Raw genomic sequence first — 21,524 nt, forward strand, 5'->3', positions numbered from 1 at the left:
ATTAATCACGATGTTTAAACTCCCCTTCCGCATAACCTTCTCGCCAATAGCTGATCATATGTATCGCATCCGGTGATAAATCACGATATATATCTTTAAGCGTTTGCCGCATAAGTCGAGCTAAATTGCACTCCATTCCCCCCCAAAAAAACAGATCAGAACTATTGGGGATATTGGCACCTTTTATCGCTTCGATAAACTCATCGGGTTGATGAGAATTAGCCACCAACCAAGTGACTTTAAAATCAGCGCTGAAAGACAAGGGCAAAATATCGCTTTTATCATTCACCGCTAAAAAAGCCTGTACTTTTGCTTGAGCGGGTAAATTTTCCAATGTGTAGCTAATAGCTGGCACGGCTGACACATCACCAATTAAAACTAAATTTTGTTGATGATAAGCAAGTTTACTTGCTGCACCAACAAGACCAATCTGATCCCCCGCTTTAGCCTGCTGAGCCCAAACCGATGCCAGTCCGGTTGGGTGAATGACAAAGTCGATCACTAATTGGTTAGTGACAGCATCATAATGGCGGATACTATAGCTACGGGCAAGTTTGCGGATCTTATCGTTAACAACAATCTTATTATTTTCATCTAGCTTAGGAAAAGTAATCTCACCTGTTGTCGGTTCGGCAAATAGCAATTTGACATGCGGGCAAATCCATAAAGGGTCCACTTCCAGCGGTTTTTCACAACGAAAATGGAGTCGTAAATAACTTTTTGATAGCTGTTCAACCTTCAATACCGTTAAAAGCGCATTGACGATAGTCCTTGTAGAAGATTTTGGCATAACGGACATTCCTTATTTTCAGTTAATCAACTTGATTTAACTATCATACCCCAAATTCATTCGATAAGATGCTATCTTTTTAATCGGAAAATCAGATAAGCCCATTTAACGTTGTAAGCAGTTAAATAGGCTATATCTCGTGATAAACATCAATAAGTTAAGGCGCCAAAAGCTTTACACCAATCCTGTTCAAATTTGGTGATAGCCGCATCAACAGCGGGATCGGAAATAAACAGCTCAGCGACATCGACCGGCAAAGTAACGCCTTGACAGCCGGATAACAGACAATCTAATGCCTGTCTTGGTGTTCGGAAACTGGCCGCCAAAACGATTGACTCCGGGCAATGCAAATCCAGCAGTTTTTGCAGTTCCTGCACGGTATCTTTGCTGTTTCCTCCCTGTGCATCGATTCGGTTAACGTAAGGAGCAATATATTTTGCCCCGGCTAATGCCGCCAAAAAGCCCTGTCCGGCGCCGTAAACAGCCGTGCCTAATGTTGCAATTCCTTGTTCGCTTAACGCCTTAATCGCTTTTAAACCTTCAGCATTGACCGGAATTTTTGTCACAATATTAGGCACCACTTTTCTGAGCTGTTCAGCTTCTTTTATCATTGCTTTAGCATCACTTGAAAGTACTTGAGCAAACAGTACTTTATCGGTGCCTAACAGATCTTGTAGCTCAGTTAACAGTTCAAAAATTGGCTTACCTGATTTTGCTACAATGCTGGGATTAGTGGTCACCCCTTTTATCGGTAAAATTGCGGCTAAACGTTTAATCGCATTAACATCTGCGGTATCTAAATATAATTCCATGCGTCACTCCTAATTAACATTTTTCTCATTAGTCAATGGATAGTTAGCATGGTAAAAAATAGTGAACTGTTAGCCTAGATGACAATGTTGATCTTTACTGGATTTTTGTACGCTCAATGAAAAATTGCGATCCAGATCACACAATAAATTAAACGGTAAAATAGCGCCAATGAAAATCGTTTTTTATCGTTTTTAATCAAGATAACAAAATTATATAATTGTCATTATTCATTGCTTGATTCATTTACGGTTTAGCCATATGAAGAAAGATATCAATCAAATATTAGCTGATTATGTCAATTGCGCACAGCAGATCAAACATCGCTACTTTGCCAATAAAGCGCAAGCGAAACCTTTACACGCTTACCAAACCGAAGTGCCGAAAATTGAGATCGTATTAGCGGGCAAACTTTTGATACAGTGGGCAGATAATGACGGCAATAGAATTGAAAAAACCTTATCGACTGACGATCTGCTCTATATTACCGCACATAGTTGGTATAAACCGTTAAAGACCAGTGCCTGCACCAGCTTAAGTATTTTGTATGATAAACAACAAATTTGCCTGAGTTTAACCCGTTGGGACGGTAGCGATGCAGTGCCTTATAGCCAAATTACCCTGCCCAGACGAGGCCCTCGCATCGGCACTTTTATCCTGCAATCACTGGCAGAGCTAACCTGGCATAATCAACCGTCTGTACAAAATCAAACCGCCTATTTTCTGATTCAAAGCTTACTGAGCGATACATTAGATTTACTCAATGCCGATGTAAAAACTAGCTCCAAAACAACCAGCTTATTTCAAGCGATTCGAAGCTATATTGATAGCCATTTTCGCGAAGATATCAGCCGTGATGTGCTGGCAAACTTATTTTATATTTCGCCCAACTATCTATCTCACTTGTTTCAACGGGAAGGAAAAATGGGATTGAATGAATATCTTAACTATATTCGATTAGAATATGCTAAATCGCTGCTTAAAGAGTATGATCTCAATATCAAAGAGGTCGCTTTAGCATCGGGATTTAAAGACAGTAACTATTTTTGCCGAATTTTCCGAAAACAGACCGAACGCTCACCAACCGAATACCGACGCCAATATCACAGTAAATTATTGCAAAAATAGTTGTCTTTTCACTTCGCTATTTTTGCTACGTTCGTCGGTATCCTACTAAATAGTTAAGCTGTGTTTTACCTTGTTGGTATTGACGCTTATCACAATTGTTCAGCAACCATTCGAAGCAATGTAATTGCTTGAATTAAGCTAGCAAAGGTGAATGCAGTTTAAGCAATCAAATAAGAAAATTAAAATTGCTGTTGGTAATTCTTGTCAAGAAGTTTCAGAAAATACCTGCGTTTTAGTATAAAGAATATCCACCAACCTAAGCGAACAATTTGCTTGAAGTAAGCTAGCAAAGGCGAAATTAGTTTAGGCAATCAAGTAAGAAACTTTAAATTGTCGTTGGTTAATCTTATCAAGAAGTTTCAGAAAATACCTACGTTTTAGCAAAAAAATACTCGCCAACCTAAGCTAACAACTTGTTTGAATTAAACAAGCAAAGGTGAAAGCTGTTTAGTCAATCAAGCAAGATAATTAACTTGTTGCAAATAAATCTTGCCAAGAAGTTTCAGAAAAAACCTGCGTTTTAGTATAAAGAATATCCACCAACCTAAGCGAACAATTTACTTGAAGTAAGCTAGCAAAGGCGAAAGTAGTTTAGGCAATCAAGTAAGAAACTTTAAATTGTCGTTGGTTAATCTTATCAAGAAGTTTCAGAAAATACCTACGTTTTAGCAAAAAAATACCCGCCAACCTAAGCTAACAACTTGTTTGAATTAAACTAGCAAAGGTGAAAGCTGTTTAGGCAATCAAGCAAGAAACTGTAAATTATCGTAGATAAATCTTGTCAAAAAGTTTCAGAAAACACCAACGTTTTAGCAAAAAGAATACCCGCCAACCTAAGCTAACAACTTGTTTGAATTAAACTAGCAAAGGTGAAAGCTGTTTAGCCAATCAAGCAAGACAATTAAATTGTTGCTGATAAATCTTGTCAAGAAGTTTCAGAAAACACCAATGTTTTAGCAAAAAATACCCGCCAACCTAAGCTAATAACTTGTTTGAATTAAACTAACAAAGATGAAAGCAGTTTAAGCAAACGAGCAAGGAACTTTAAATTGTCGTTGATAAATCTTATCAAGAAGTTTCAGAAAATACCTGCGTTTTAGTATAAAGAATATCCACCAACCTAAGCTAACAACTTGTTTGAATTAAACTAACAAAGGTGAAAACAGTTTAGACAATCAAGCAAGAAACTTTAAATTATCGTTGGTAAATCCTGCCAAGAACTTTCAGAAAATATAGGTGTTTTAGTATAAAAATAGTGTTTTATGCTGTGAAGCCAATTAAAAGTAATAAATTACATCATGCCTGTATGACTAAATAGTTAAACCACTGACAGCCGATTGGCGCAATGATAAACAGGTTATATCGATTTTAATGGTGAGTGATTAAACAGCTCACAAGTTTACCTATCATTTGATCAACCGGCTCTTTTAGCTCACTGATAACTATTCGATAAATCAATTCGGATTTGTTATAATTTTGCCCTTTTAAGCCAATTGACAATGCCATGAAAAAGCCTATTTACCGCTCCTTGTTACCAATTATGTTATTACTGTTTATGCCATTTGATCTTTATGCGGCACAATTTAATGGTGATTCATTATCGTTATTTTGGGGCGTGCCGTTTATTGGTATTTTGTTGTCGATTGCTTTAATGCCACTTTTTTTACCGCAATTATGGCATCACCATTATGGTAAAATCATTTGCGGTTGGACGTTGCTATTTTTAGTTTCCGCACTGTTTTCATTCGGTCTACAATCAACGATTTACTTAACCGCCCATGCCATATTAGAAGAGTATATTCCGTTTATTTTGTTACTGCTGGCACTGTTTACCGTGTCCGGTGGTATCTTAGTTAAAAGCCCGATGAAAAGTACCCCTAAATTCAATGTTGGCTTATTGGCGCTGGGCACTTTGCTAGCGTCGATCATGGGCACAACTGGGGCGGCTATGTTAATGATCCGTCCTTTAATTCGAGCCAATCGAGAGCGCCAATATACCGTTCATACCATTATCTTTTTTATCTTTCTAGTGGCAAACATTGGCGGCGGATTAACCCCATTAGGCGATCCACCCTTATTTATTGGTTTTTTAAAAGGCGTAAGCTTTAGTTGGACAGTCAAACATATGTTACTGCCGGTATGGCTAACTACAGCAATATTATTAGCGATTTATTATATGATTGATCGCCACTATTTTTGTCGGCAGTATGGCAAATTAGCAACGACGATGACCGCTAAAAGCAAAGAGCCAACGAAAATTTATGGCATAAATAATTTGCTGTTATTAGTGGCGATTATTGCTAATGTATTGGTTTCGGGCATCTGGCAATCGTCTATCAGTTTTACAATTTTAGGTGCCCATATCACACTGTCAAACTTAATACGGGATCTATTCTTTATTCTTATTACCCTTGTTTCAATCCGTATCACGCCAAAGCAGGTGCGAGCGGGTAATGAGTTTAATTGGGATCCACTGATTGAAGTGGCAAAATTATTTATCGGCATTTTTATCACTATCGTTCCGATGCTGGCTATTTTACGGGCAGGCAATAACGGCGCTTTAGCTTCACTGGTTTCGCTGGTCAATACGTCACAAGGCGAGCCAATAAATGGAATGTATTTTTGGTTTACCGGGTTGCTTTCCGGCTTTTTAGATAATGCTCCGACTTATTTGGTCTTTTTCAACCTAGCCGGCGGCGATGCACCAATGTTAATGACCACGCTGACAAACACACTGTTAGCCATATCAATGGGATCAGTATTTATGGGCGCACTGAGCTATATTGGCAATGCCCCTAATTTTATGGTGAAAAACATTGCCAGCCAAAACAACATCGCCATGCCCGGCTTTTTCGGTTATATGAAATGGTCAGTGGCGATTTTAATACCAGTGTTTATCGTTAATCATCTGATATTTTTTTAATCAATCGGCATAATGGGTTAGTTTACGGCTATCACAGTTAAGCTAATCCATAGTTACTTGTTGGTGGGATCGAAATGTTACATCCTTAGGCAACACAATCCTTTTCCGGCTTGCTTTGAATAAGCCCTTAAAACCAATCGTATGCTGCAAATTAAAGCATAAAGCAAGGCCGGTTTAATTATGACCTTGCTGTGTGAATTAATTGGTTAATTTAGTGAGATTTACTTAGAATAGATATTTAAATCGCAATCTTGCACCATAGCGATTATCGCTATCACCGCCTTGCTTTTTATCCCGATCAAGATGTGACCAATAAGTCCCTAGATAAAGATTAAAATTATCCATTTCCATCACATTTGGGATTAAATAAGAGGCGTTGATAGTATGTATTTTATATTTGCCTTTGGTTGATATTCCGCTTTTATCTTTATAGTTAGGATTAAACGTTTTAATATCATTCGCGGCAAAAATATAACCCAGACCAATGTTATTCCAAACACCATTTAAGCCTGCGGTAAAATCTTTTTCTTGCTCAGCATCTAAATATGCCAAGCTGGAATTAATCAATAAGCCTTGCGCCGATTGATTAAAATCACCTTCACTGTTCCAGCTAAATGTTAAACCATAGCCGGTACGTTTAGATTGATCTAACCATTTATCTTTAACTTCATCATAATAACGGTAAGCATTGCTCACAACATTATGCTCAACCGCCGCTGCTGCTGAAATGGTACCATTGTTGTAAGCGATAACCGGTCGTAAATAGACGACGTTTTTTTCTTTACGTAGTTTATAGCCATGGTAGGTACTATCGTTAAACAGCGTTGTACCGTCTTTTACCATTGAATTGATTTGAAAATTGAAATCGCCGAATTGTTTGGCTAACTCTAAAGCACCGCCGGTACTACTGCGCCCTCGTCCCTCTTTCATCATATAGATATAGCCAAATCCATCGCTATAGAGATCATTGGCGGTATTGCCCGAATATTCAATAAACGTATCTTGCCCTAATGGGAACATATCATAAGCTTCAAAGCGTCCGACTTTGATCTGCCAATCTTGTTTATGCCCAAAGAAGAAGCTTGCATCATCTAAATTCACTTTGCCACTTAAGTCAGCCAGTGGCTGAACGGAAAATCCGGCATAAGCGTTATTTGCCAGCTCTCGTTTACCGTCTAAACCAATTAAGATTCGACCATTAATATCCCAACGATCGCCGTCTTTCGCATCAAAATCCTTTTTTGCCGTTGTTTTAAGCGAAGTTAATTGATGTTTTTTACTTGCCGCATCAATATTAAACTCAACATCACCATATAATTTTAGTGTGCCTTGCTCTGTCTGCCATTCGATTGCTGCTAAAGTTGATGCGGAATATAAACAACAGACGCCTACCATTATTTTTAACTTCATAGACCTTTCCTTATAGATTACTAAATAACATGTCCAACTATGATTTATCTGCATTAATTTGTCGTCTTGCTTCAAGCTCATTACAAATTGAGGCATAAATATCATCGAGTTTGTAAAACTTACCGATCCAAAACATTGAGGCGATAATTAAAATTGCCGGGAGGTAGAGATAGCAAAGTTTGATCGCAAACAGTGCGCTTGGGGTTTGTACGGCATTGGCGGTATAGCCACCGGATGAGAGCAAAAAGCCGGTGATAGCGCCAGCACCCGCCATGGCGACTTTGCCTAAAAACCCGTTAATCGAGGTTAAAATGCCCGCAGTGTTAATACCGGTTTTCCATACACCATAATCAACCGGATCAGCTTGCATTGAAAAATAGATTGCTGTTCGTTGTCCGGCGCCAATAGATAACACTACCGCACCGACAATCAAACCGATTTGATTCACATCAAACACAATCATTATGCCCATACCGATAAGGTTGATTGTGCTGGAAAACAGATAGATATGACGTTTTTTCATATAGCTAGCTAACAGAGGGACGGTCAAGGTTCCGATTAATGGCACAAAGGTCGAAATACCGGCAATGACAGCAGTTAACTCCGGATTTTGCACATAATAGTTAAAATAGTAAACTAATGCGCCCATTTGCAAAAAAAATGCCCCCCACATCAAAAAGATGTTAAAGGCAAAAATCTTCCATGGTGTATTGTCCTTTAAACCTTGCCAAGCTCGAGCTAGCGTCATGCGCTCTTGTTTTATGGTGATCTTCTCTTCCACGTTTTTAAAACTGACAATTAAAAAGAAAGTGGCAATCACACCAAAGATAATGGCAGTATATAAAAAGCCCTGATTTTGATTACCCTGTCCTAAGCTTTTCACCAACGGCAGTGTCGCCACAGCGACAATGGTTGAGCCTAATGATCCGAGCAGGATTCTTACTGATGAAAGTGTAGTACGTTCTAATGAATCGGCCGTTAAAAATGGCAACATCGCACAAAAAGGAATATTCACAACCGTATAGATAAATGACAGGCACAAATAGGTAATAAAGGCATAAATAAGCTTACCGGTTGTTCCAAAATCCGGCACGTAAAAAGCCAATATACATAATAGTCCAAACGGCACGGCACCAATAAGAAGCCATGGACGGCAACGCCCCCAACGGGTTGAGGTGTTATCAATAACCAGCCCCATTAAGACATCGGCTACCCCGTCAACCAGACGGGTAACTAAGAACATAATACCGACATAGTAAGCAGGTAGCTCCATGACATCGGTATAGAAAAACATTAAATAGAGCGATATTAATTGCCAGACTAAATTACAAGAGAGATCGGCAATTCCGTAGCCTATACGTTGTCGCCATAATTTAAATACTGAACTGACCATGTTTGAATCCTTTTATCGATTTAAAGAGAATACTGACGAATAAACCATGCCGGTGTACAACTCCATGCGTGGCAATAACTGTTGATGATTTTGCTACCATAAGGCGAATAGCTTGGATTTTGTGGATCAAAGAGCTCCCAAAATGTATCTGCGCCATAATCAACCATTTTTCCCCAATAGGCTTTGATCTCATCGATTGCTTGCTGTTGCATGCCGGTTTTGAAAAGGGCAGCGATAAAGTGATGACGCAGATATGGGGTATTCATATTAATTGCAGGAGGAGAATTGAGCAGATTGCGCATCAATGTTTGTTGCTGTGGTAAATCATCAACCTCAGCTAAAATCATCCAAATTTGCGTTGCATAGCTCACTTGACGATCGGCACCGCTGACATAAAAACCCGATTTATCATCCCATAATGTTCTTGCCGCCTGCTTTAAGTGATCGAGCGTTTGTTGTAGGCTAGCGGTTATCGCCGGTTGCAACTGTTGAGCTAACCGCAGGGCTTTATCAACGCAGTAAATTAACACCCCTTGTGAAGCCCCTTGTTTATTTAATGCTTCATGCCAATCAATAAACGACCACCAATCATCACTATCGGTCACTAAGCCATGTTTATCACAGCGTTCGAGAGCGATTTCGATCTGTCTTAGCGCAATTGGCCATAGCTCTTTAACGGTCTGTTCATCGTGTGTTTGCAGAAAATAGTTGTAAAGCACATCGACATAAAAAAGCGAATAATCATATAGAAAGGTATCATCAGCAATAATATCGGGTTTAACAAAAATATTGGCCGATACCATACCGTCTTCACGGCGATGACTGGCAAACAGATATAAGCATCGGCGCACTAAATCATACTGTTTGAATGTGACATCATTAACCAGCGCTTGCAGCCGTAAATCACCTAACCATAACCGACGATCACGTTTTGGACCGTCCTCGAACACCTCTTGCATACAGTTATGTAGTGTCAGCACTGAAACTTTATCGATTTTTGCTAACTGCGGGTCGTTACTTTGATAGATGACACAATTATCCGGCGCTGAGCTGACGGTATTTAAGGTGATATCTTGAAATTTAATCTGATATTTTGGCGACAAGGAAACCACCTCAATTTTTAAATATCGGAAGCAATAACGGCGCGTTAGGTCGACCTTGGCCGGTAAAATATCGATATATTCATCATGCTGTTGCAACCAACTTTTGCTTAACCAGCCTTGATATTGGCTAAAAGGTTCAGCCACTTCACACAGCGTTTCACCAAAAGTGAACTTGATATGCGCTGGCGCATCGGGTGGACTGCCAACGCTTTGGCACAAAAACGATAAATAACCCACTGCGTGTTGACCAAAATCAATAATAAAACTCTCACCCGATTGAAAGGCTTTTGTGAAATACTCATGTGCACTGCTCACCACTTTAGCCGACCAACCATAAATAGCGGTAGGGTCTTGAATTAGTGTAATAATGTCTTGCGGGTAAATAGCTTTGTGATGAAGAGTGGGCAATAACTTTTCGGCTTTTGCAATGAAAGATTTATCTTTAACCATAACGACATGATCATTTTTCTGTATCTCTTGTGCCATACATTCCTCCTGTAAATAGAGTTAAAAGTATAGCCATGCCCGAATTAACCCAGCCACCTTGTTAATGCCAGATTGGCAGGATAAATGGCAGCAGCAAAAAGATTAGGTAGAGGAAGTTCACATTTTTGGAATTATTATTTTTTATCTAAAAGTCGATTACTTTATTGTGTTAATAAAAGGATTGAAAATTGCATTTTGCAACCATCAATAACCAGAATAATCGTTTTTAATTTCAAACTGTTGCGATAAATCATCAGCAATATTTTTTATTTACTCATCCGCTAACAGGCTAAGAGCAGGATGATAACCAGCGATGAGGCGATTTAAGCTAAGCGATTAACGGTTAACTAAATTGAATATTTTCAATCATCACTTTTTTAAGATTAATTTAAAATTTAGGACTGACACGATGAATACTTTAAAAATTGCCACCTATTTTAATTCTGAATCTGATAAATTAGCGCTTTATAAAAGTGATCCGGAAGGAAATAGTCTTGAACATAATCATGAATTTGACGAGCTTGTGATAGTCGAACAAGGGCATGGTTTACATGTGATTAATGGCAAACCGCTATTTATTCAACAAGGCGATGTGTTTTTAGTGCGTGGTCATGATTACCATTTTTATGACGATTTAGGTACATTGAAGTTAACCAATGTACTGATTAACCCTAATCGTAATTTTGTGTTTTTAAATAAAATCGAAAATCTCTTAAATCCTATTTCCGCAAGTGATTTAAATTCTTATATCTGGCTTACCCCCACTTTACGCAAAGAATGTAATATGGTGATTGACCAGCTCTTTAATTTAGAAACACCTTTAGCGGTGCGTGAATATCTTTTTTTTAAACTCATCACGATTATCAATCAATCGCAAGGACAAGCACAAAAAAATAATACTCGCTATAAATTGCATTTGCTCCTTAATCATTTACAAGAAAACTGCTTTGATCAATATGATTGGCATGATATTGCTCAACGTTTTCATTTAACGTTACGAACCATGTTTAGGCATATTAAACAAGCTACCGGATTAACGCCGGAAAATTACATCAAACGATTAAGGTTAATGTCAGCAAGATTAAAGATTCGAGAAAGTGATATGACTATTACCGAAATATCATTACTTTGCGGTTTTATTAATAGTACTCACTTTACCACTCTGTATAAAAAGACCTTTGGAATTACGCCGTCAGAAGAGCGGAAATTTAATTAACTTTTATTTATTATGGTTGAATATTGAATGAAGATTAGAATGTATTTGAGTGCTTGTGACAGTTCACACTGTCACAAGCAATAAATTAGTTATTTAATGGGTATTTTAGCCATGGACTATCTTCAGAAGTGGTCGCTTGTGTGTAAATATCAAACAAGCCCGGAATCGATGCATCATCAGGCTGATATACGGCACGACCCAGCATATAACTTTGACCAAATTGTTTCCAATTGGCAAAATGTTCTTTAACAACAGGTAAGACTGAGTTAATCGCTTGCCATGCTTGTTCTTTGTTGATATAGCCCGCAATATAGCTTGCTCTGGCAATATAAACAATGCGGCCTAAATCCCATGCAATAGCGCCTCGAAGTAAAATTTGGTGCACTTCTTCCTGATTTTCGGCGACTTTGTTTTCAATTAAAATTGCAGATACTTGATCTAACCTTGAGCAATAAACCGAAATAATTTCACGATAATCTTCCGGGATTTGGTCATTAATATAACTTTGCCACTGTTCTTTAGGAACATTAAGATAAATTTCTATCGCGCTATTAACAATTTTGTGAAATGACCCAAAAGAGGATAAGCATTCAACTGCGCTTTGAGGCGAAAACACATCCCAAGCTGTACCTAAACGATATTTCTGCTCTGTTTTACCGGAGTTTCGGGCATCACTTTCTAAGCTATCCCAACAAAACATGTGCTGTTCAGCAATAATTAGCCCAGCAGATAGCGCATTTTGCTGGTCGATTGTCAGTTGTTCAGGTTTGTTGGTATTTTGAGGAAAGGGTTTGTGTCTTAGGGTTTTAATGAGGATTGTAATGACTCTATTGTATTTTACAAGCAGGACTACCAAAAATATCAGAATAACAATTAAGATTTCCATGTAAACGTCTTCTTTTTTAATATAAGTCAAATAAAGTGGATAAAAAGTATCATAAATAATAGCCTTCAACAAGATGAAATATGAGTATTTTTTATTCTATAAAAAATTAAGCGGTTTTGTGTTAATTTAGCTATTGCTGATTTGTGTTAACGAAGTGATTTTAAAAATGTGAAGCTTCGCACATTTTTAATAAAAATTCACGTACAGCTATAATTTATAGCCAAAATATTCGGTTAGCTGTCCAAATATTAAAGGTGTGAGTTTGATTTACTTTTTAAAATGGTGGTTGTAAGTTTTAAAAAAAATGAGGTTCGCCATGATACAGAAGTTACTTGATAAAGATTTTTTTTCATCTAGTGAGCAAAAGATCACTGTTGAACCTCGAGAGCCTCAACCTGTCTACCCTGAGCATACTCACAACTTTAACGAGATTGTCATTGTCACCAACGGCTACGGTAAGCATATTTTGAATGGGCGATTGTTTGATCTCTATCCGGGCATGATGTTTTATATTCATGCAACAGATTGTCATCTGTATGAAAATGTGAACAATTTACATCTCACCAATATTTTATTTCGAGATCCCAGTAGCTTTAATTTTATAAATGGCATTCATCAGTTGATACCACAACATGATCCACTCCACTCGCACTATTTTTTTGATAAGAAGTGTGATCAAAATATTCAATATATTCTTCAGCAATTCAATCATATGAACGATGAGTCGAGTGCTTATCAAGAAAGCCTGTTCTTACAACTGCTCATTCTGTTTAAGCAAAATCAGTATGTTAATCAAGGCAGCGGGTCAAGCGATAATCGGGTTAAGCAACTGCTGCGTTATTTGCAAGTTCATTTTAAAGATCCAATTGATTGGCTAAAAGTGACGCAGCAGTTTTCGTTATCGTTACGGTCATTTCATCGCCATGTTAAAAATGAGATAGGTATCACTCCGCAAAAGTATTTAATTAAATTACGTTTAGCCGATGCTTATACTCAACTCATTGATACCGATAAGTCCATAACCACAATTGCACAGGAGTGTGGTTTTAATGATAGCGCTTATTTTTCAACATGTTTTAAACATGAGTTTAATTTTTCACCACAAACGCTACGCAAAGATCCCGATAAGCGTTATCATTAGTGCTGTCATTTTTAGGTCAGGAACAGATTTATGGAGAAGTATTTACGTTTATACAAACAAGACTATTTTATTTCACCGATGAATACTGTTACTGTCGAAAAGCGAGATCATCAACAACCTTTTCCGCTCCACTTTCACGATTTTAATGAAATTGTGATTGTTTGTTCGGGTAATGGTTTACATCATTGGAATGATTATATCTATCCGATTACCAGCGGTGATATTTTGTATATTAATCCAAGTGATATTCACGGATATGAATCGGTGAACAACTTAAAGTTGATTAATATTTTATATTTAAGGCATCAGCTGTTTTTATCTTCAGCTATTGAGAATTATTTACCTAAACAAACGGCAAAACATACTGAGCGAATATGGCGTATTCATCCTTCTTTTATAAAGCAGGTCTCTCCACTTATTGATCAATTAACTATCGAGTCGCAAAAAAATAACCCGGCGTCAATCCACTTATCTGAAGCGCTATTTTTACAGCTGGTTATTTTATTAGATCGCATTAAACAACAGCCTAATGAGCAGTCACCTACGGCGACGCATCAATTAGATATTTTATTTACGGTATTACATAACAGTATTGCCAGTGCGTTTAATTTAGAGATGTTTTGCAAACAATACAATATTGCCGCACGTTCGTTGAGTCGTTTATTTAAAAGTCAAACCGGTATGACCATTAATGAGTATTTGCAAAAATGCCGGTTATGTAAAGCCATGTCTTTACTTCGTAATACCCAGCTTTCAATCAGTCTTATCGCTGCTGAGTGCGGTTATAACGATAGTAACTATTTTTCGGCTGTGTTTAAAAAAGAGTTGAAGCAAACACCGTCTATCTATCGGTCTCGATTTCAAGATAAGTTAAAACAGGTTTGATTTATGTCAGCTCTCTTTCATCAATATGAAAGAGAGTTAACTTTATTCGAGGTAAAAAACGCTAGTGAGCGCTTCACTGATCGGGCTATTGTCTGCATTACTCGGCATAATGTCTTGCATAAATGCCCACCATTTTTGACAAGCTTGAGTTTGTGCTACCGCTTGCCAGCGCTCTTCTGATTCGATTTCAACATAAGCAAAAAGTAGGTGGCGTTTACTATCAAGAAAAATTGAGTAGTTGTGCGCACCGTGGTCTTTTAACACTTTAACCAGTTCCGGAAATATTTCATCGTGACGTTTTTTATATTCAGCATGCTTGTCGGGATGAACTTGCATAATTGAGGCTTTTCTTATCATGACAACTCCTTTTTGTTGGATTTTTTTGCTGATGAAACAGACCAATTAATCCGTATCGGTCTGTTTCAAGCGTGCTCATTTGCTAATGGTTATTCATAAATGGCAAGATACAATTGTTCAATGTCCTTTACAGTTGCTTGCCGTGGATTGCCACCGGTGCACACATCATCAAAAGCCGCTTGCGCCAGCGCCGGTATATCTTCCAATTTAACGCCGATCGCTTTTAAAGTGGCGGGGATAGCGACATCTTCATTAAGCTGTTTTACCGCATTAACTGCCGCCACTCGGGCTTGTTCGGTTGTCATGCTGTCCGTGCCGGTAACGCCCATTGCTTTAGCGATATCACGGAATTTATCCGCGGTAAAATCAGCATTGTAAGCCATGATATGGGGTAATAGTACTGCATTTGCTACACCATGTGGCGTGCCATAAAAAGCGCCTAGCGGATGTGCCATACCGTGTACTAAGCCTAATCCAACATTTGAAAAGCCCATACCTGCAATATATTGCCCTAAAGCCATATCTTCGCTCCCTTTAGCGATACCTTTTACCGAATCACGTAAAGCGCGTGAAATAACTTCAATCGCTTTTAGATGAAACATATCTGACAGCTCCCAAGCACCTTTTGTAATATAACCTTCAATCGCATGGGTTAATGCATCCACGCCGGTTGCCGCTTTTAAGCTTGCTGGCATACTTGCCATCATGTCTGAATCAATAATTGCCACAACGGGTATATCATGCGGATCGACGCAGACAAATTTACGCTTTTTCTCTTCATCGGTGATCACATAGTTAATGGTTACCTCGGCCGCTGTGCCGGCGGTTGTCGGTATGGCAATGGTCGGGACGGCAGGCTTTTTGGTTGGCGCGACCCCTTCCAAACTTCGCACATCAGCAAATTCCGGGTTATTGATAATAATACCAATGGCTTTAGCAGTATCTTGCGGTGAACCGCCACCGATAGCAATTAAGTAATCTGCTCCCGACGTTTTAAAAACCTCTACCCCTTTTTGAACAATGCCGATCGTTGGATTTGGTATCACTTCATCAAAAATTTGATAATCAAAGCCGTTGTCATCTAATAATTTGGTGACTTTAGTGGCGACATTGAATTTAATTAAATCTTTATCGGTGACGACAAGCGCTTTTTTAAAACCCCGTTTTTTCACTTCATCAACAATATGGCTGATTGAGCCAGCACCAAAATAAGACGTTTCGTTCAGAATCATGCGATAAGACATAATGTTTTTCCTTTAACTATTTATTTAATTTGCCATGCCTAAACCAACCACGTTGGCGGCAACAATAATCACCAAACAACCCAGACACAATATACGCACAGGTTTACTACCGGTGCCAAACCACTCTTTTAATACCAATCCAACAATGCCACCACATAGCACATAAAAACTCATGTGTAACATCCAACTCATAAAGCCATAATCAGCCGGGATATTGGCATGTCCCCAAGCATAAAAGAAAAATTGGAAGTACCACATTGCACCGCCTAATATGGCGAACAAGGCATTACTGATTAGTAACGATTTGGCAATAGCGATATCTTTTTTAAAGGAGAGTTCAGGTTGGTAGCAAAGGCGTATAATGCAAAAGCCCAGATTAATAATTGCACCACCGCCCATGATGATGACATAACTAGGTAAGGCGACATAAAGATGATCAACCCCCAGTTCAGCAGCTTTATTATGCATAGGGACAGCGGCGCTCATGGCAAATGACATGCCGGCAGAAAAAATCCCACACATCACAGCAAGTAACAGCCCTTTTTTCAAGTTAAAATCGGCAACTTGTACCCCAAGGGTTTTCTCTTTTAGTAATCCGGCATAAGTGACAATCGCAACGCCAATAACAGCAATAACAACGCCAAGCAGGGTCATTTTGCCGCCGGTTGAGGCAATGAGTTCACCAAATTGACCTTGTATAATCGGCGTCATCAGTGTGCCAACAATCAAGGTAATGCCAATTGCAATACCTATGCCCATAGACATACCTAAATAACGCATGGTTAGCCCATAACCGATATTACCAACGCCCCACATAGCGCCGAATAAAAACACCGGAAGTAAAGTATCAAAACCGAATGAGCCGTAGTATCCAAAAAAATCCGGGAGCAAATAATAGCTAATCGACCAAGGAAGGATGATCCAAGAAAAGATACCGGCGATTGACCACATCGTTTCCCAAGACCAATTTTTGACTTTTTTTAGTGGAGCGTAAAAACAGGCGGCAGAAGCGGCACCGATAAAGTGCCAAAAAATGCCTAAAATAATTGAACTACTCATATCTGTATCCTTATATTTATTAAAAGATAATGACATCTATCTTTTGATAAAACAGCTTTTTTACTGCAACGCCTCCTGCATTGGTTTGACATCAAACCTTTGTGCCAATAACTTAAATTGTTCAGTAGTGATAGTTTGGCGTTTGCCGCCCATTGATAAGACTTTGACCAGTATTTGAGCAGACTTTTCAGCGGTATCTATCAGACCAAAGGCTTCATCTAATGTAGCGCCGGTGCCAAAGACGCCATGAAATGCCCATAACACAAGCGTGTGTTTCGCCATTTGTCCGGCAGTTGCGTAGCCGATTTCGTCTTTGCCGGGCACCATCCATGGAACCACGCCCACACCGTCGGGAAAGACAACTAAACATTCCGTACTCATTTCCCATAACAAGCGAGTAATCACCGCTGTATCAAGCTCAAGCACATAAGTTAAAGCAATAAGATTGGTTGCATGACAATGCATAATTACCCGATCTTTACCCTGACTGTGTTCAATACGCACGATATGTGACTGCAAGTGAGCCGCTAGCTCTGAGGTAGGTAAGCCACCATTTACCAGTCCCCACATGATGTAATAACCTTTGCCCTGTTCGTCAATTTTGACCACCGCCAACGTGTCGGCAGGATCTAAAATGACATTACGAAAGAATTTACCCGATCCGGTGACAATAAAATATTGGTTAGCTAATTTGCTCACATCTTGCGTTAATGATTCATGGCGAGGATTAGCATAAAAGTCGTTTTGGAATGAAATTATGTCACTTTCTAATAATCTTAAACTGACATTACCGCCGTTACGTTCATCCCAACCTTTTAGCCACATATCATAAGTCGCTTTTACCATTGCTTGGACAAACCAAGAAGATTGAATCTGTTGCATTGTTTTCACCTTATTTACGTTGACTTAATACCGCTGTTTCATATTGACGTACTTCTTCGAGCCATTGGCTGCCGACAGGTACGTCGTTTAATTGACAATACTTATCCCAAACCGCCTGCCATGGTAACGATTTTTGCTCTTCTAAAAGCGCAAGTCTTGAGGTAAAGTCTCGTTCACGTTCATACTGTTTGAGTTTTTCGGTCGGCTCAAGCAGGGCTTTTAATAAACATTTTTTCATATTGCGGGTACCTATCACCCAAGCGGCAATACGGTTAATTGAGGCATCAAAGAAATCTAAGCCAATATGTACGCGATCGAATAAGTTGTTACGGATGATCTCACTGGCAATGTTTTGGGTTTCGTCATCAAATAAAACCACGTGATCGCTATCCCAACGAACCGGGCGGCTGACGTGTAATAATAAGTGTTCAACAAACGGCATTACTGCGGAGATCTTATCTGAAATCACTTCGGTTGGATGAAAATGCCCGGCATCTAAACATAGCGCCGTTTTACGTGAAGTTGCATAGGCTAAATAAAATTCGTTTGATCCGGCAGTATAAGACTCAAGCCCAATACCAAATAGTTTGCTTTCAACCGAATCAATATGATATTTGGGATCAAGTTTTTCACTGATGATTTCATCAATGGCTTGAACTAAACGTTGTCTAGGCGCAAACTTGTCGACGGTTATATCTTTCATGCCGTCCGGTAGCCAGATATTCATCACCGAAGGGGTGCCAAGCTCTTTGCCAAAATATTCTGAGATTTTACGGCAAGCTTTACCATGATCGATCCAAAACTGGCGAATCTCATCATCGACATGGGTTAACGTACCTTCATTACTTAGAGGATGCGAAAAGTAAGTTGGGTTAAAATCAAGTCCAATATGCTGTTGTTTCGCCCAATTTACCCAATTAGCGAAATGTTCCGGTTTAATTTCGTTACGATCGACTTTGTGATCAGCCTCTAAATAACATGCATGTAAATTTAATCTTTTGGGACCCGGGATCAGGCTAAAGGCTTTATCTAAATCAGCTCTTAACTCATCGGCATTACGTGCTTTACCCGGATAGTTGCCGGTTGCTTGAATGCCGCCTGTTAATTCACCTTCTTGCTTTTCAAAGCCGGCGACATCATCGCCCTGCCAGCAATGCACCGATATCGGTAGCCTTGCCATTGCGGCGATTGCGGCATCGGTATCGACACCTAGCTGCTCAAATCGGTTTTTGGCAATTTGATATGCCTTTTCAACTTCACTCATTTGATGCTCCTTAATTCAATATAAAATCATGTTAATTAATTAGTTAGCCATGTTGCGGGGATAATAAATGTCAGTTTTAAAATTATGCGTGATGATTTGGCGTAGCTGTTTAACATCCGCAATATCACCTAAAGAAATGAGTTGGTAACCAACATTACCCAGTGCAGATGACTCAATCGGTCCGGCAGTAACACTAATTTGGCAAAGATCAGCACATAGCTGATTTAAAAATGCGTTTTGACAACCTCCTCCAACGATATGTAACGTTTGGATAGGCTGTTTTATTAAGCTTGATAGTTCGGTTAGGACTTCCCGATATAACAGCGCTAAACTATCGAAAATACAGCGAACCAGTTCTGCTAAGCTTTGCGGCTTAAGACCGTTATGTTCATGACAGAGTTGTTTTAAGGTTTCAGTCATGGATTCTGGGTTTAATAGTCTGGAATCGTTAGGATTGATAACATGTTTAAAAGCGGGTTGTTGCTCAGCTTGCTTAATCAATGAGCGAATATCATTTATTTGGTGTTCGGCGCAAACGCGTTGAAATAACCATAGTCCCATAATATTTTTTAATACCCGATAAGCGCCATTAACGCCCCCTTCATTGGTGATGTTGGCTTTTAAAGCGTGCGGCTTAGTAAAAGGTTGTGATGATTCAATGCCCATTAATGACCAAGTGCCCGAACACAAATAAGCACTATTCTGATTGTTGATTGGTGCGGCAATCACTGCGCTGGCGGTATCATGACTGGCGACAGCAATCACCGGAATCGAATCGCCTTTGGGGCTTTTCCAAGTGCCGACTTGATTACCCGGCATAGTAATTTCACCAAACCATTTACGGGGTAAACCAAGATAGTTCAGTAATTCATCATCCCAATCATGACGGGTGACGTTAACTAACTGGGTTGTTGTTGCATTGGTGTATTCCCGGTTAAGTTTGCCGGTAAGACGATAGATCAGATAATCGGGGATCATCACTAAATCGGTCACTTGTGCTAACCATGACGGATTTTCATTCATCATGGCTTTTAGTTGATAAAGAGTGTTGAAGGTTAAAAACTGGATGCCGGTTTTTTGATAAATCGCCTCGGCGCCCAATTCAGCTTGAACTTGTTCCATAACGCTATCAGTACGATGATCGCGATAGGCATAAGTTGGTCCAACAATCTCGCCGTTGCAGTCAAGCAAGACATAATCCACTCCCCATGTATCAATCCCGATACTGTCAAGTTTGATATTTTGCTCAACAATTTTGCTTAAGCCGTTTAATATTTCTTGCTCTAAATAATTCAGATCCCAACAGTAATGTTTATCTATCGCTTTAAATCCATTACTAAATCGATGTATTTCACTCAGCGTTAAATCTTCCGTTTGCTGATCAAAACTTGCCAACATTACACGGCCGCTTGATGCGCCTAAATCTATTGCAGCAACGTATCGAATTGCCATTAAATCTATCCTCATTATTGGTAATGAGCACAGTTTAGAAAACTAATGTGAGTGACACTTTTAATCGATTGCCATTGTTTTGCACTTATTGGCAAAATATTTAAAATCTATGTGATCTAACGCACAAATTGTCGATTTAAGGGCATTTTATACATTCGTTATAAATATTGTTATAATGAAATATTACTAAACTAATTTGAGAGTTTTCTATGTTAAATCAGTTAAAAGCAATGATTCAGTATCTTCTTCCTAAACAGATGTTAACCGTTATTTTTGGTTGGCTGGCAAAAAAACAGTTGGGCATCGTGACAACGTGGATGATTCAAGGCTTTAGTAAGCTGTATAAAATCGATTTGAGTGAAGCTCAAATCAGCAATGTCAAAGAGTATAAAACCTTCAATGATTTCTTTGCTCGTGAACTAAAACAAGATGCTCGCCCTATTGATGCTTCAACCAATTCAGTGGTTATGCCGGCTGACGGAGTTATCAGCCAATTTGGTACAATTCAAGACAATTTATTGTTACAAGCAAAAGGGCACTTTTACACGTTAGATTCACTGCTTGCCTGTCATCCTGACATGATTAAGTTTTTTAAAAATGGCGCTTTTGCCACCACTTATTTATCGCCCAAAAACTATCACCGCTTTCATATGCCGTGTGACGGAACTTTACGGGAGATGATCTATGTGCCCGGTTCGCTATTTTCGGTCAGTAAAGCAACCACTGAATGTATTGCGAATATCTTTGCTCGTAACGAACGTGTGATTTGCCTGTTCGAAACCGATTTTGGACCTATGGCTCAAATTTTAGTTGGCGCAACCATTGTTGGAAGTATTGAAGTTGCTTGGGAAGGCCTAATCACCCCTCCACGTGACGGAATTATGAAACGCTGGACTTATTCGGGCGAGGTGAAATTGTCAAAAGGCGAAGATATGGGCTGTTTCAAACTTGGTTCAACAGTGATTACATTATTTGCTTCAAACGCCATTGAATTTGACAGTCATCTTAAAATTGGTGATCAAGTTCGTGTGGGTCAAAAATTAGCAGAAAGGATCTAACTTTATGTCAATGCGTGGTTTTTTATGTTGTTTGTTC

General features: G+C 39.0%; 19 protein-coding genes. 6 read left to right on the top strand and 13 right to left on the bottom strand.

Annotated features, from left to right (window positions below):
- Position 1: 1 nt before the first annotated feature.
- A complete protein-coding gene (locus J3U74_RS03495) occupies positions 2–790 on the bottom strand; it encodes a siderophore-interacting protein (protein WP_267328754.1) in 789 nt (262 codons plus the stop codon).
- A gap of 149 nt (positions 791–939) precedes the next feature.
- A complete protein-coding gene (gene fsa / locus J3U74_RS03500; RefSeq protein WP_267328753.1) occupies positions 940–1,602 on the bottom strand; it encodes a fructose-6-phosphate aldolase in 663 nt (220 codons plus the stop codon).
- Between the two features lie 259 nt (positions 1,603–1,861).
- Here fsa and J3U74_RS03505 point away from each other — a divergent pair, with 259 nt between their 5' ends.
- The gene (locus J3U74_RS03505; protein WP_220219274.1) at positions 1,862–2,728 is read left to right on the top strand and encodes a helix-turn-helix domain-containing protein; all 867 of its coding nucleotides are present in this window, start codon (positions 1,862–1,864) and stop codon (positions 2,726–2,728) included.
- Positions 2,729–4,096: 1,368 nt separating this feature from the next.
- Here the strand turns inward: J3U74_RS03505 and J3U74_RS03510 are convergent.
- Positions 4,097–4,234: a hypothetical protein gene (locus tag J3U74_RS03510; RefSeq protein ID WP_267328752.1), complete on the bottom strand. Its 138-nt coding sequence runs from the start codon at positions 4,232–4,234 to the stop codon at positions 4,097–4,099.
- On the opposite strand from J3U74_RS03510, the gene J3U74_RS03515 reads away from it, so the two are divergent.
- The gene (locus J3U74_RS03515; RefSeq protein WP_267328751.1) at positions 4,233–5,651 is read left to right on the top strand and encodes a sodium:proton antiporter; all 1,419 of its coding nucleotides are present in this window, start codon (positions 4,233–4,235) and stop codon (positions 5,649–5,651) included. The two genes, J3U74_RS03510 and J3U74_RS03515, sit on opposite strands and share 2 nt — an antisense overlap.
- Positions 5,652–5,876: 225 nt before the next feature.
- Here J3U74_RS03515 and J3U74_RS03520 read toward each other — a convergent pair whose 3' ends face one another.
- Genes J3U74_RS03520 through J3U74_RS03530 form a run of 3 tightly spaced genes read right to left on the bottom strand, consistent with a single transcriptional unit; the run spans position 5,877 to position 10,043 of the window.
- Positions 5,877–7,061: a carbohydrate porin gene (locus J3U74_RS03520; RefSeq protein WP_220219271.1), complete on the bottom strand. Its 1,185-nt coding sequence runs from the start codon at positions 7,059–7,061 to the stop codon at positions 5,877–5,879.
- Between the two features lie 37 nt (positions 7,062–7,098).
- Positions 7,099–8,454, bottom strand: a complete 1,356-nt coding sequence (locus J3U74_RS03525; protein WP_267328750.1) for an MFS transporter — start codon at positions 8,452–8,454, stop codon at positions 7,099–7,101.
- Positions 8,455–8,474: 20 nt separating this feature from the next.
- The gene (locus J3U74_RS03530; RefSeq protein WP_220219269.1) at positions 8,475–10,043 is read right to left on the bottom strand and encodes a hypothetical protein; all 1,569 of its coding nucleotides are present in this window, start codon (positions 10,041–10,043) and stop codon (positions 8,475–8,477) included.
- A 409-nt stretch (positions 10,044–10,452) separates the two neighbouring features.
- On the opposite strand from J3U74_RS03530, the gene J3U74_RS03535 reads away from it, so the two are divergent.
- Positions 10,453–11,259, top strand: coding sequence for a helix-turn-helix domain-containing protein (locus tag J3U74_RS03535; RefSeq protein WP_220219268.1), 807 nt, complete (start codon positions 10,453–10,455; stop codon positions 11,257–11,259).
- Between the two features lie 85 nt (positions 11,260–11,344).
- On the opposite strand, the gene J3U74_RS03540 is transcribed toward J3U74_RS03535, so the two are convergent.
- Positions 11,345–12,145, bottom strand: coding sequence for a DUF1266 domain-containing protein (locus J3U74_RS03540; RefSeq protein ID WP_267328749.1), 801 nt, complete (start codon positions 12,143–12,145; stop codon positions 11,345–11,347).
- 316 nt (positions 12,146–12,461) lie between these two features.
- On the opposite strand from J3U74_RS03540, the gene rhaS reads away from it, so the two are divergent.
- Both rhaS and J3U74_RS03550 read left to right on the top strand, forming a co-directional pair.
- A complete protein-coding gene (rhaS, locus tag J3U74_RS03545) occupies positions 12,462–13,286 on the top strand; it encodes an HTH-type transcriptional activator RhaS (RefSeq protein ID WP_267328748.1) in 825 nt (274 codons plus the stop codon).
- Between the two features lie 30 nt (positions 13,287–13,316).
- Positions 13,317–14,171 carry a helix-turn-helix domain-containing protein gene (locus tag J3U74_RS03550; RefSeq protein WP_267328747.1) on the top strand — a complete coding sequence of 285 codons (855 nt, stop codon included), beginning with the start codon at positions 13,317–13,319 and terminating at the stop codon, positions 14,169–14,171.
- Between the two features lie 42 nt (positions 14,172–14,213).
- Here the strand turns inward: J3U74_RS03550 and rhaM are convergent, their stop codons facing one another.
- The 6 genes from rhaM to rhaB form a co-directional block, all read right to left on the bottom strand.
- Positions 14,214–14,528 (bottom strand): L-rhamnose mutarotase, encoded by a 315-nt coding sequence (gene rhaM / locus J3U74_RS03555; protein ID WP_267328746.1) that lies wholly within the window; start codon positions 14,526–14,528, stop codon positions 14,214–14,216.
- An 89-nt stretch (positions 14,529–14,617) separates the two neighbouring features.
- Entirely contained in the window at positions 14,618–15,772 is a 1,155-nt protein-coding gene (fucO, locus tag J3U74_RS03560; RefSeq protein WP_267328745.1) for a lactaldehyde reductase, read from the bottom strand.
- Positions 15,773–15,796: 24 nt separating this feature from the next.
- A complete protein-coding gene (rhaT, locus tag J3U74_RS03565) occupies positions 15,797–16,831 on the bottom strand; it encodes an L-rhamnose/proton symporter RhaT (protein WP_267328744.1) in 1,035 nt (344 codons plus the stop codon).
- 60 nt (positions 16,832–16,891) lie between these two features.
- Entirely contained in the window at positions 16,892–17,713 is an 822-nt protein-coding gene (gene rhaD, locus J3U74_RS03570) for a rhamnulose-1-phosphate aldolase (protein ID WP_267328743.1), read from the bottom strand.
- Between the two features lie 10 nt (positions 17,714–17,723).
- A complete protein-coding gene (locus J3U74_RS03575) occupies positions 17,724–18,977 on the bottom strand; it encodes an L-rhamnose isomerase (RefSeq protein WP_267328742.1) in 1,254 nt (417 codons plus the stop codon).
- Positions 18,978–19,016: 39 nt separating this feature from the next.
- Entirely contained in the window at positions 19,017–20,429 is a 1,413-nt protein-coding gene (gene rhaB, locus J3U74_RS03580; RefSeq protein ID WP_267328741.1) for a rhamnulokinase, read from the bottom strand.
- 209 nt (positions 20,430–20,638) lie between these two features.
- Here rhaB and asd point away from each other — a divergent pair, with 209 nt between their 5' ends.
- Positions 20,639–21,487 (top strand): archaetidylserine decarboxylase, encoded by an 849-nt coding sequence (gene asd, locus J3U74_RS03585; RefSeq protein WP_220219258.1) that lies wholly within the window; start codon positions 20,639–20,641, stop codon positions 21,485–21,487.
- Positions 21,488–21,524: the final 37 nt, after the last annotated feature.

It is taken from the genome of Gilliamella sp. B3892, from assembly GCF_026536305.1.
Lineage (GTDB): Bacteria > Pseudomonadota > Gammaproteobacteria > Enterobacterales > Orbaceae > Gilliamella.